The sequence below is a fragment of the Vibrio sp. Vb1166 genome (genome assembly GCF_033338695.1).
Taxonomy (GTDB): Bacteria; Pseudomonadota; Gammaproteobacteria; order Enterobacterales; family Vibrionaceae; genus Vibrio; species Vibrio alginolyticus.
The window spans coordinates 150,469-162,986 of sequence record NZ_JAWOTE010000006.1; the positions used below are offsets into that span (position 1 = coordinate 150,469).

Below are 12,518 nucleotides of genomic sequence, written 5' to 3' on the forward strand. Positions count from 1 at the left end.
AAAATAATGCTTATTGAGTTACTAGCAATTAGTGTACCAGCAACTTCTTAAGCGATAATTACAAACCTGACACTATTTTACTGGTTGATTAGCAAGCATCAATCGCGTTTTTGACTCGTTTATCAGAAACAGGATAAGGAGTGCCTAATTGTTGAGCAAAATAACTCACGCGAAGCTCTTCAATCATCCAACGCACTTCTTTTACATTTTCAGGAATGGCCACACCTTTCGGGATCTTGTTCAGCAACTCTTTATAGTCTTGAGTCACAGATTCAATCTTCAGCATATGTAAACGATCTTTGTTTGGATCGATTGGCAACTTCTCCATACGACGCTCTATCGCGCGCATGTAGCGAAGAATATCCGGCAAGCGTTTCCAGCCACATTCCGTTGCAAAGCCTTTGAAGATCAAGCCTTCAATTTGTGCTTTGATATCGGACAGAGCAAACGCCATTGTGAAGTCGATCTTGCCTTTTAGCTTCTTATTGATGCTAAACGCCGTGGTCAGAATAGTCTCAACCTGTTGAGCAATCTCTACAACGGTGTCACCCAATTCAGCACGAACGTGTTCTTTCAACGCTTCGAACTTCTCTGGCTCCCAAACTAAACCACCCTGCTCTTCAATAAGCTTATCGACACCACAGGCAATGCAGTCATCTATCAGATCAAGCACTTTGCCGTATGGATTAAAGTACAGACCCAGCTTCGATTTGTTCGGTAAGTTGGCGTGCAAATATTTAATTGGCGACGGTACGTTCAATAAAATTAGGCGACGCTGACCAGCACGCATTGCCGTTATCTGCTCGTACTCCGTTTCGTAGAGTTTGATTTCAACGCTGTCTTTGGTATCAACAAGCGCCGGATACGCTTTTACATCGTAGCCGCCACGTTTTTGTTGATACACTTTCGGCAATTCTCCAAAACTCCACGTATGCAGACCTTGCTGTTCGATATCGTCATCCGCAACTTTGGAAAGCGTTTCTTGAACTTTGTCTTTCAAACTTTCTTTCAGTTCATGAAGGTCTTTGTTTTCCTTCAGTTTACGATTTCGGTGATCAACCGCACGAAACGTGACTTTCAAGTGCTCAGGTACTTGTTCCAAGTTCCAGTCTTCACGCAGCACTTCTACGCCCGTCATGCGTCGCAACTCTTTCTCCAATGAATCTAACAGCGGAGCTTCCATTGGCGTAACGCGCGCTAAGAATGCATCGGCATAGTTCGGCGCAGGCACAAAGTTCTTACGAATTGTCTTTGGCAACGATTTAATCAAGCTAACCACAAGCTCATGGCGTAAACCTGGGATCTGCCAGTCAAAGCCCGCTGGTTCAACTTGGTTTAAAATCGGCAACGGCAAATGCACTGTGACACCGTCACTATCATCGCCTGGTTCAAATTGGTAACTCAATTTGAGCTTCAAACCATTTTGATGCCAGAAGTTCGGGTAATCCAAATCGGTCACATGGCTAGCATCACCCTTGAACAGCATCTCTTTTTCAAAGTTCAGCAGTTCCGGATTTTCTTTAGATGCCTTTTTCCACCACGTATCGAAATGCTTACCAGACACCACTTCGGTGCCAACGCGTTGATCATAGAAATCAAACAGCTCATCATCATCCACCAAGATGTCACGACGACGAGATTTATGCTCAAGCTCTTCCACTTCTTGCAGAAGCTTACGGTTTTGCTTAAAGAACGCGTGTTTGGTTTCCCATTCACCCTCAACCAATGCACTACGAATGAAGATTTCGCGACTTACGGTCGAATCGATACTGCCGTAGTTGACCAAGCGTTTCGATACAATTGGTACGCCGTAAAGCATGACTTTCTCGTGCGCCATCACCGCCGCACGTTTCTTCGACCAATGTGGTTCGCTGTAACTGCGTTTAATAAGGTGTTTAGCTAACGGCTCAATCCATTCTGGTTGAATCTTTGCGATGATACGGCCCCAAAGTTTCGAGGTTTCCACCAACTCGGCTGACATTATCCACTTAGGTTGTTTCTTAAATAGACCCGATGCAGGGAAGATATGGAAACGAGCATTGCGCGCGCCTTGATATTCATTCTTTTCTTGGTCTTTCATACCGATGTGCGACAGCAAACCAACCAAGATCGCACTGTGTACACCATGGTAAGAAGCAGGCTCATCGTTAAGTTTGAATTCCATTTCACGCATCGACTGATGAATTTGGAAGTAAACGTCTTGCCACTCGCGAACGCGCAAGTAGTTCAAATAGTCTTGCTTACACTGTTTGCGGAACTGATTGCTAGACAGGGCTTTTTGCTGCTTTTGGATGTATTCCCACAAATTCACAAATGTCAGGAAGTCCGATTCTTCATGGAAGAAACGACGATGCTTATCGTCTGACGATTGTTGTTTATCTGAAGGACGTTCGCGTGGATCTTGAATCGACAAGGCCGCTGCGATGATCATCACTTCTTTAAGCGCACCATATTTTGGCGCTTCCAATACCATACGCGCCAAGCGCGGATCGATTGGCAAACGCGCTAATTGGCGACCAATGGAAGTCAGGCGTTTTTTCGGGTCTTTTACCTCAGAGTTAATAGCACCAAGCTCTTCCAGCAAACGCACGCCGTCTTGGATGTTACGTTTATCCGGTGCTTCCACAAACGGAAACGCTTGAATATCACCCAAACCAAGTGCCGTCATTTGCAAGATAACCGACGCTAGGTTGGTACGCAGGATTTCAGGATCAGTAAACTCTGGGCGCGACTCAAAATCTTCCTCTGAGTACAGACGAATACAGATACCCTCTTCCACACGACCACAACGACCTTTACGCTGGTTCGCACTCGCCTGAGAAACTGGCTCGATTGGAAGACGCTGAACCTTAGTACGGTAACTGTATCGACTGATACGCGCCGTACCCGGGTCGATAACGTACTTAATGCCCGGAACAGTTAGCGAGGTTTCTGCCACGTTGGTTGCCAGTACAATTCGGCGACCAGTGTGAGGTTGGAAAATCTTATTCTGCTCACCTGCCGACAAACGCGCGTAAAGCGGCACAATTTCCGTGCTCTTCAGATTACGTTTGGACAATGCATCTGCGGTATCACGGATTTCACGTTCACCGTTCATGAAAATCAGGATGTCACCTAAACCTTCATCGCACAGTTCATCTACCGCTTCGAAGATGCCTTCAAGCTGGTCACGATCATTGTCGTCATCACCGCTTAGTGGGCGGTAACGTGTTTCTACTGGGTAAGTACGACCCGATACTTCAATGATTGGTGCATTGTTGAAGTGTTTTGAGAAGCGTTCTGGGTCGATGGTTGCTGACGTGATGATCACTTTCAAATCAGGACGACGTGGCAGCAACTCTTTCAAGTAACCCAAGATGAAATCGATGTTGAGGCTGCGCTCGTGCGCTTCATCGATAATGATGGTGTCGTATTGATTCAAGAAACGGTCATGCTGAATTTCAGCCAACAAGATACCGTCCGTCATCAATTTGATTTGGGTATTTTCAGAGATCTGATCGTTGAATCGAACCTTGTAACCAACAAACTCACCAAGCTTGGTTTCCATCTCTTCGGCAATACGGTTAGCAACCGAACGCGCTGCAAGACGACGAGGCTGAGTATGACCAATCAGACCAAATTTACCGCGACCAAGCTCAGCACAGATTTTTGGTAGCTGAGTGGTTTTACCAGAACCGGTTTCACCCGCGACGATAACCACTTGGTTTTCTTCGATCGCTTTCGCAATATCGTCGCGTTTTTGGCTTACAGGTAGGATTTCTGGGTATTCAATCGTTGGTTTGTAGTTGCTGCGCTGCTCTGCAACCATCATGGATTTTGCGATGTCTAATGCGATTTCGTCGAACACAGCATTACGCGCTGCGTCCTTCTTAATTTTGCTTGCACCAGAAATACGTTTACTCAAGCGGAAACGGTCGCGCATCATGCACTGATTCAGCGCTTTACGCAGAGATGCAGCACTATTCACTTGAGCCTGAGGTGTTTGAGCTTGTTTCGCTGTCGCTTTTTGCGCACCATTTGACGGTGTCGCTTGCTCTTCAGCTAGATTCTTTTTTGGGGGCTGTGACGAAGTCAAAGCGTTTCCTATTCTTTTCATTACAAAAACTGCGCGGATTGTATCACACAAGATCTGTAACAAGATAACCGAAAGCTCATTCAATTTTTTCGAACATGTTCAGCGAATCGCTAGACTTTTGAACTCACTTACGTTGCTTATAATGGCTCCCATAGTCGAAAGCACTTATTTAAGGAATAACCATTATGTCTCGTGTACTAGCTCTAAAATCAAGCATCCTTGGCGATTACTCTCAATCAAACAAATTGGTTGAAAACTTCATCAAAAATGTAGACCAAGACAAGCTTACTGTTCGTGATTTGGCTGCAAACCCGCTACCTGTTTTGGACTTCGCCGTTGCGACTGCACTGCGCGCTACGGAAGATCTTTCACAAGAACAGCAAGCGGTGGTCGACTTGTCTGACACCCTTATTGAAGAAGTAAAGGCCGCAGACACTTTGGTTATTGCCGCTCCAATGTACAACTTCACCATCCCGACTCAGCTTAAAAACTGGATTGATTTGATTGCTCGTGCAGGCGTGACATTCAAATACACAGAAAACGGCGTTCAAGGTTTGATTGAAGGTAAAAAGGCGATTGTAGTAACGACTCGTGGTGGTATTCATAAAGATTCACCAACTGACAACGTTACGCCATACCTACGCACTGTACTGGGTTTTGTAGGAATCACTGATGTAGAATTTGTTTACGCAGAAGCGCTAAACATGGGTGAAGATGCGGCTGCAAAAGGCATTTCAGAAGCGCAAAGCCAACTTGCAACAATGGCGTAAGTTAGAATAAACCAGAATACAAAAGGGATTGGTTCGCGCCAATCCCTTTTTGGATCCTGATGCCTTGAACGTATTTATAGGGTCTCTTACATCGTCAAAGACGATTCACTTTCTCCAAGTTGCGTATTGCATCAAGGTAGACTTTTTCTAAAGACCGCTCAGCTTCGCTTATCATATTCTCGATCATCGCATTAAACGCGACATCGCTACGGATTTCTATATTGTCTCCCGCCTTAACGTCAAGAGAGTTGACGTACAACACCAACCATTCATCTCCCTCCAAATGCCCTTCTCCGTGAATGGCAAAAAAGCGTTTAGCAAATTCATAGTTAGTACAATTTATCGCTTCAATTTGAATATTGAATGAGGAGTCGATACTCATGGTGCTCATGCCATCCGATTCATCAGATGCATCACAAACAGCCTTAACTCTGGCACGATATACGAAATTTCTCGTTGAAAGCAGCATAGTATTATTCATCTTTACTCATAATGGGCGATAAATAAGTCAGTTGCAAATCCGACCTATATGCATCTCGCGATGCGCTAAAACTCGAACTGGAAATAAATAGTATTGTAGTTGCTCCCACCTTTAATTCGCCCAAACTGGGAAGCGCTTTCAAAAATCGCCGAGCGGTGATGCAATGAATAGCCCACCCACATATTGTTCCAGCTCTTTTGGTTGAAGAGATCGCCTACATTGACATCAAACGAGAAATCTAGGTAGTTGAGCAACTTGCTTGGTGTATAACCCTTGTCTTCCATTTCTGTGCCTTCAATATAGGTAATGCTATCAATGTATGACACACCTTCCGCTACACCAAATCGCCAAGTCGTAGGCCAATTAACCGTATAATAAGCCTTAATCGCCATGACGTATTCTGTGCTCGCAGACTGAACACTGGACGACCAGTGATGAACCAACCCTGGCGTTAAATAAATATCAAGAGGAAAACCAAACAGCTCATCCGTTAATGGATGCCCATAAAACAATGAAGTAAGTTGATTGTCGTATGGGTCTTTTTCTCTCTCAAAGCTAAATATTTCACCGATGTTCGAAGGCGTCGCCCAACCATGCGCAATACGTAGATATGCTTTATTGCTCAGTGTCGGTTTCGGAACTTTGCTTTTATCGTTGAAAAAGCCAAAACCGACAAACACTTCTCCCTGATATCGATCTTCTACAAGCTGACTGTTGTAGGCGTTATCATCTAAGCGAGTAACACTCGTCTCACCCAGTAAATACAAATTTGAAGTTACATGGTAACGCGCCTTAATACCAAGATTGGTGTCAAGTCCAGCTCCAATTCTCTCGCCAGTAATATCCTTAAAGGAATAATATTCACTATTGAAATCAGCGTCTTTGTATCGAATCGTAATCGATGGCTCTAATTCCCAATCCCCAAATACATAATTGGCAGCAAGGCGGTAATTAGAGTGAAACTGGAGTTCGTCGTCCGTCATCAGCTCTACTTCTGCGCGCCAATTGTCGTTAATGCTATAACGCACTTGCCCACCGAAATCGACTCTGTCCCCTTCATTAGCATTTTGTAGCGACATGGGAATATCGACAAATCTCAATCGCATGAGTGCGCTCGCGCGCCAGTCGGAATCACTCTCGTTATACAAAAACGCGCCACCTTCAATGCCATTGATATACACATGTTCGTTTTCAAAGAACATCATTGGGACAAATGTACTCACCGTAGAGTCATTATCGGCGGTATAAAACGGAATCGATGCTGTGCGATACATCGCAGCAATCCCCCACGTTTGTTCTTCTGCACCATGCGCAGAAGAAACTACCGCAGCTAAAGGTAAAGCGAGTGTTGTTAGAATTAATCTCTTCATGAGTTCGAAAAATGTTGGTTGAGAAGCAGGCAAACATCAATGATTTGCCATTAAAAGCTTATGTTCTGCTGATGATAGCCGTTACAATGGCAAATGTTGTCATCCTCGTGACAGTTTGAGTCCCAAGATCATATTAATATTGCACGACTAGGTGAGCTTGTTTGCGAATATTTTACCATTACAACAAGCGCTTAAACTCTAGCTTAGTTCTAAATCAAACATAATGAAGTAAAAAGTGAAAGCATCAGAACTCATCTCTACCTTGAATCATTTACCCGCAGACACAGACATTGTGATGGGAGAAGCATGGCTGCCAGAGAGGTTGATAGGGACTCAACTCGATGGTGACATGTTGTTTTTGCACTTTGATAATGCACCAGAAGATGGTCAAGGTGACGAAGAAGGGCGTGGCTTCGTCGAACACGAAATCGACCTAATTAGAACTCGGCTTCAGCAAATTTTGGATGAAGACAGTGATAACGCGTCAAAAGCCGATGCGATGCTTGGTTTGTTCCTTATGGGACATGAACTTAGTAGCTCGCAAGTTATCGAAATATTAGAAGAAGAAGCTGACACATAAGGAGCCGTTTTGCCAGCATTGATGAACACGACTGAAATTTCTTCACTTCCTCTTGTCGTTGCAGGTCCGATCCTACGTAAAGTGACCGCAACTGAAATCAATATTTGGCTAGTCACCACCCAACGCTTGGAGGGTATGGTGCAAATTACGGATGAAAATGCCTCCATCCTTTATCAAGCCCCTTTAAGTGAACAAAAAGAACAGCTTCAAATCGGCCTCAATGCGTGGTGTTGCTTACTTAAATTAGAAGGCGAGTTTCCAACCCATCAAGCGTTACGCTATCAAATAAAAACGCAATATGGCTTAGTGACGGAACTGCTCCCTCACCTGACTTATGAGCGAGATAATACGCCAAACTTGGGTATTGAGTTCCTCGTTAGTGAAAAAGCGGATTATCTCTTACATGGCTCTTGCCGTAATCCCCATCACTTCAGTGATGATACATTGGTCGCTGCGGATCATAAAATCGCGTCTCAATCCATTGAAGAGAGACCAGATATGCTCATCATGAGTGGTGATCAAATCTATGCAGACCATGTTGCAGGCCCCACTCTCGATGCCATTGAGCAAGTCATAGCTTTATTGGGTTTGCCAGGCGAAGAATTCGATCAAGCTCCGATAAAAAATACCAATGACCTCTACCAACACCCTGCTTGCTATTATGGTCGAGATAAATTGTTGCCTCATTATGTGAGTGATGACAGTTTACTAAGTAAGTTTTTTCCACACCGAGGGACACCAATATTCAGCGCCAAAGAGTGTGAGAATCACCTAATAAGCTTTGCTGAGTGCTTTGCAATGTACTTATTGGTTTGGTCTCCGACCTTGTGGAAGCTTGTTCGAACGGATCGTTTATTAGAAAACGAATTTACTGTCGGCGGAGAAGTTCTTGAACCGAAATGGCAGCAGCAATGGCGCGAAGAAAAAAAACAAATTGATAAATTCGTCGCAGGTCTGGACAAGGTTCAACGCTTACTCGCTCACATTCCAACCTATATGATCTTTGATGATCACGATGTCACCGACGATTGGAATCTCACCATAGGCTGGGAACAAGCCGCATACAGCAACACGTTTGCAAAACGCATTATCGGTAATAGCTTGATTGCTTACTGGCTTTGCCAAGGTTGGGGAAATGCGCCAGAAAAATTCAATGATGAATTTATGAGCCTCGCTCAACGCTTTATCGATGAGCGAACCTCGCAAACCCAAGATGCATTTATTCAATATTTGTATCGCTTTGAGAATTGGCACTACACCATTCCTACGACACCAAAAGTTGTCGTGCTAGATACACGAACCAGACGCTGGCGTTCTGAGTCTAAAATGAACAAACCTTCTGGCTTAATGGACTGGGAAGCGATGATTGAGTTCCACCAAGAACTCGTGCACCAAGACAAAGTTGTTATTGTTTCTGCCGCGCCAATGTTTGGTGTGAAATTTATCGAAGCACTACAACGTGTGGTGACCATGCTTGGTAAACCATTGATGGTTGATGCTGAAAACTGGATGGCTCACCCCGGAAGTGCGAATACTCTTATTAGTATTTTCACACACACAAAGACACCAACTAACTTTGTTATTCTCTCTGGCGACGTACACTACTCTTTTGCATACGATATTAAGCTCCGCTATCGAAAAAACAGTCCGAATATCTATCAAATCACCTGTAGTGGAATTAAAAATCAGTTCCCTACACAACTGCTCAATATTTGTGATGGCCTAGATAGACTGCTATACAGCCCTCGCTCACCTTTAAACTGGTTCACAAAACGTAAACGACTCAAGATTTACAAACGCGCACCAAGTACGCACAACTTTTATCGCTTGGTTAACCATAGTGCCATTGGTGAGCTACGTCTTGATGATGAAGGCAAACCAAGTCAAATTAGTATTCTGACGAGTGATGGTGACGAAGTTCATTTTCCACCGACACGTGCTGAAAGCTGAGTATCAATCCCAAAATGACTTGCCCTTTGTAAGAGGCAAGTCACCTTAAACTAACTCAGGAGTTTAGGTTTTTTGGGGAGAAAGTGGCCGTGCTTAAATGTCAACGGCGTGCTAAATTTGGTATCGCACCTTGAGATCTTCCGTATTTATTACCATGTTAACCAAATAAACAATAGCTCGGTGTTCATTATGTTTAATTCTCTCACATCATTATTTAAACAACTCATTGATGGCTCTGATTTAAGCCAAACCAACACACTTTCCCCTAACATGGCTATCGCGTGTTTGCTTTGTGAAGTTTCTGGTGCAGACCATAGTGTCGATGATAGAGAACAAGAAACAAAGCGCTCTTTATTGATGAAACTGCTTTCGTTAAATGAAGAAGAATCAAATACTTTGTTAGAGCAAGCGCAACAGAAAATAAAAGATTCCGCTTCGCTGTACGACTTTACCTCTCAACTAAGAGAACTGACTCAAGAAACTCGTTATAACTTAATCAAAAGCATGTGGGAAGTCGCTTACGCAGACGGCGAAATTGACCCGCTAGAAGACGCGGTGATCCGTAAAACAGCAGAGCTACTCTATGTTGATCACAGCGAGTTCATTCGAGCGAAGTTACAGTCTCAGTAAAGTGACGAGATGAGTATATAAGTCGCTGGCTAACTCTAAGCTACCCCTAGGATGACAACAGATATCGCTTCTGTAGCCATAAAAAAACGCGCACTCTGCGCGTTTTTCAATAAGCCAACGACATTGTTATTAAAATACTGGTCAAGGTATGTGTTTAGCTCTTTCCACACTAAACAGACTGCATGACAAAACAACAATGGTTGGATGATAATTTAATTACAAGCTAGCTAGGTTCGAATAACTAAAACATGGTCAAAGCAAGCTTAGCTAAGTTGTATGCATCTACATAGCCAGAGTGTTGACGCCCTTCCCAGTCTATTCCTTTTGCTTCTTGAGCGGCTCGATGGCCTATACGTTTATCTTTAAGACGATTTTGAATACGGTAGAGTGTCGCTAAGTTGATGAACTCTGTGAACGGTGCTTCAATACCTTTTTGCTTACACTCTTCTAGAAGAATGAGGTCATCTCGCCCCCAAGATGCAAAGATTTTGTTGCGACCACCGAAGTTCTTAACCATAGATTTAAGCACTTCTTCTAGTGGGCGTCCTTGTTTTTCAATCTTAAGTGGTGTGATGCCCGTTAACTCAGCGCAAAACAGAGACACTTCATCGTGTTCTGGTTTCACGTAGTATTGAGCACGCTTGACTATCTCACCTTTAGACAAATCTATTTCAGCTAAACCCACTTCGATAATTTCACCCGTGCTGCCGACGCCATTTTCGTTCCAGCAACACATTTCTAAATCGAAGCATACAATACGGTTATGGTTCATAGTTTGCCTTGGTTCCTAACATAAAATTTAAAGCGTGCGATTCTATCGTAACACGGCGTAAAACTCGAATTTGTGCGCCCATTTAATCGCCGATCGACACATTATTACGGCCGTTTTTTTTACTCAAATAGAGTTGACTGTCCATTTTGTGATACAAGCTCTCAGGATCTTCTTCTTTATGGATAACCGCACCGATACTCAACGTACAGATGATTGACGCATCACCATAATCAAAAGCCGTACTTGCCACAACACTCCGTAACTTTTCTAGGTAAGCTTCTAGCACCGCTCTATCAATGACTTTAGAAATAATACAAAACTCGTCACCACCAGCGCGGTAAAACTTATCTCCCGGTTTTAAATTAGCACTGACCAGCTTAGTGACATGTTGCAACGCTTCATCTCCACCTAAATGGCCGTGTTTGTCATTAATCACTTTGAAGTGGTCGATATCAAAACCAACCAAGGCGAAGTTAACACCTTTGTTTATCTGATTAAGCAAGTGATCGTTGAATGCTCGGCGATTCAGTAGTTGAGTTAGAGGGTCTCGCTCTGCCATTCTTTTTAATTCAACGGTTTTGAGCTCCAACATGACCGCTAAGCGCTCTTTTTCTCGAGACTGTAAATTCACAATCCAACTGATCAAAAAGGCGATTACCAATCCGGCTAGCGTCGTGCCCGCTAAAATAGAACGCTCCCAAGCTGAGACTGCGTCAGAAAGTTTAAAGTCAATACGCCATTCACGGTTAGGCAGTTGAATGGTTCGGCTTATAACGGTTCCTCGAATGTTATCCCAGCTAGCACTTTGAAAGAGAACAGGGTCATCTGCTGCGTCGAATCCCAAGTCTTCTACGCGCACCGACATATCGAGCTCCGTCGCGGTTTTCGTAATCAAATCCTCAAAGTAAACCGTACTTCGGATAACACCGGTCACTACTCCTAATAAATATTTGTTCTCGAAGTCGAACACTGGATGGAACACCAGCAACCCAGTCTTAGGTATGGACTTGTCATAACCATCTTGCAGTAAGCGAACTTTATCCGAGACATTCGCTCGCCCATTTTCGGAAATATCATCCAAGATTAAATCGAAGCGTTTGCGCGAAAAATAGAAACCCAATAGAGAAAGGTTTTCCGGTGTTCTTGGGTAGATATCCGACGCGATAAAAATTGGCTCATTGTGTTCAAAAATGTACCCGTAGGTTTTGGGACCATCTTTAGGAACGGTAAACGGTTGGAAGTTTGGAAATTTTTGACGGGTCTTTAAAATATGTTCATCAAGATCTTCGAATTCGACCTTTTGCATCCATTGAAGTCCAATGAGACTTCGCGAGCTATTAATCACTTGTTCCGCATACATGGGAAACGATGGCCAATAGCTTCGCTCAATCGAATGGAAAAAGTTTGCGCCCGCACCAATGAACTTTAGATCATTCTCGACGTTTGCTTTAAGTGATTCTGCTTGTCGGTCGGCTAAAGTATCAAACGTCGTCTGTGTATACCGTTGCTGCATTGTATAAGCAGCACCTACTACACCAGCAGTGACACATAAAGTCGCCAAAAAAGCTAAAATAGAGTCTGAATGTCGTTTTATAAAGCTCTTATGAGCGGTGCTTTGTGTCATATCGTAATTTTTGATACTTCCGTAAGTTAAACTTCGGGATCTATTGAAATACTGCGTTAGCAATGCACAAACATCAAGCAACAACCTATATTGGGGAGTCTGATCGTCGATTTTTCACGCTGTTCGTACGGTATAGTCACGAATTATTACAGCCTTAAGCCTTGAATATGCTACCATCCGTCATCATTTTAATGTCTAAACTTGGTGCAAGATCGCAAAGACGATCGTTTTAGTGAACAAATATGAGCCAATACTGAGCACCAATA

9 protein-coding genes are annotated in these 12,518 nt (G+C 43.6%); 4 read left to right on the forward strand and 5 right to left on the reverse strand.

What is annotated here, in order from left to right; all coding sequences use genetic code 11:
- Positions 1-88: 88 nt before the first annotated feature.
- Positions 89-4,075 carry an ATP-dependent RNA helicase HrpA gene (hrpA, locus tag R7E51_RS09125; RefSeq protein ID WP_206958013.1) on the reverse strand — a complete coding sequence of 1,329 codons (3,987 nt, stop codon included), beginning with the start codon at positions 4,073-4,075 and terminating at the stop codon, positions 89-91.
- A gap of 185 nt (positions 4,076-4,260) precedes the next feature.
- Here hrpA and R7E51_RS09130 point away from each other — a divergent pair, with 185 nt between their 5' ends.
- Positions 4,261-4,845 (forward strand): FMN-dependent NADH-azoreductase, encoded by a 585-nt coding sequence (locus tag R7E51_RS09130; RefSeq protein WP_017820648.1) that lies wholly within the window; start codon positions 4,261-4,263, stop codon positions 4,843-4,845.
- A 94-nt stretch (positions 4,846-4,939) separates the two neighbouring features.
- On the opposite strand, the gene R7E51_RS09135 is transcribed toward R7E51_RS09130, so the two are convergent.
- A complete protein-coding gene (locus tag R7E51_RS09135; RefSeq protein WP_017820647.1) occupies positions 4,940-5,326 on the reverse strand; it encodes a hypothetical protein in 387 nt (128 codons plus the stop codon).
- A gap of 65 nt (positions 5,327-5,391) precedes the next feature.
- Complete coding sequence (locus R7E51_RS09140; RefSeq protein ID WP_206958016.1) at positions 5,392-6,696, reverse strand: MipA/OmpV family protein; 1,305 nt, start codon at positions 6,694-6,696, stop codon at positions 5,392-5,394.
- Between the two features lie 235 nt (positions 6,697-6,931).
- Between R7E51_RS09140 and R7E51_RS09145 the strand changes: the two genes are divergently transcribed.
- The 3 genes from R7E51_RS09145 (at position 6,932) to R7E51_RS09155 (ending at position 9,856) form a co-directional block, all read left to right on the forward strand.
- Complete coding sequence (locus tag R7E51_RS09145; RefSeq protein WP_017820645.1) at positions 6,932-7,276, forward strand: hypothetical protein; 345 nt, start codon at positions 6,932-6,934, stop codon at positions 7,274-7,276.
- 9 nt (positions 7,277-7,285) lie between these two features.
- On the forward strand, positions 7,286-9,226 hold the full coding sequence (locus R7E51_RS09150; RefSeq protein WP_017634943.1) for an alkaline phosphatase D family protein: 1,941 nt from the start codon (positions 7,286-7,288) through the stop codon (positions 9,224-9,226).
- 189 nt (positions 9,227-9,415) lie between these two features.
- Entirely contained in the window at positions 9,416-9,856 is a 441-nt protein-coding gene (locus tag R7E51_RS09155; RefSeq protein WP_017820644.1) for a tellurite resistance TerB family protein, read from the forward strand.
- 241 nt (positions 9,857-10,097) lie between these two features.
- Here the strand turns inward: R7E51_RS09155 and R7E51_RS09160 are convergent, their stop codons facing one another.
- Positions 10,098-10,628: a 3'-5' exonuclease gene (locus R7E51_RS09160; protein WP_017820643.1), complete on the reverse strand. Its 531-nt coding sequence runs from the start codon at positions 10,626-10,628 to the stop codon at positions 10,098-10,100.
- Between the two features lie 82 nt (positions 10,629-10,710).
- The gene (locus R7E51_RS09165) at positions 10,711-12,252 is read right to left on the reverse strand and encodes a sensor domain-containing diguanylate cyclase (protein ID WP_005377686.1); all 1,542 of its coding nucleotides are present in this window, start codon (positions 12,250-12,252) and stop codon (positions 10,711-10,713) included.
- Positions 12,253-12,518 lie beyond the last annotated feature (266 nt).

Coding starts and splice junctions, on each gene's coding strand:
- R7E51_RS09130 (WP_017820648.1), top strand. CDS start 4,261: ATGTCTCGTGTACTAGCTCTAAAATCAAGCATCCTTGGCGATTACTCT.
- R7E51_RS09135 (WP_017820647.1), bottom strand. CDS start 5,326: ATGAATAATACTATGCTGCTTTCAACGAGAAATTTCGTATATCGTGCC.
- R7E51_RS09140 (WP_206958016.1), bottom strand. CDS start 6,696: ATGAAGAGATTAATTCTAACAACACTCGCTTTACCTTTAGCTGCGGTA.
- R7E51_RS09155 (WP_017820644.1), top strand. CDS start 9,416: ATGTTTAATTCTCTCACATCATTATTTAAACAACTCATTGATGGCTCT.
- R7E51_RS09160 (WP_017820643.1), bottom strand. CDS start 10,628: ATGAACCATAACCGTATTGTATGCTTCGATTTAGAAATGTGTTGCTGG.
- R7E51_RS09165 (WP_005377686.1), bottom strand. CDS start 12,252: ATGACACAAAGCACCGCTCATAAGAGCTTTATAAAACGACATTCAGAC.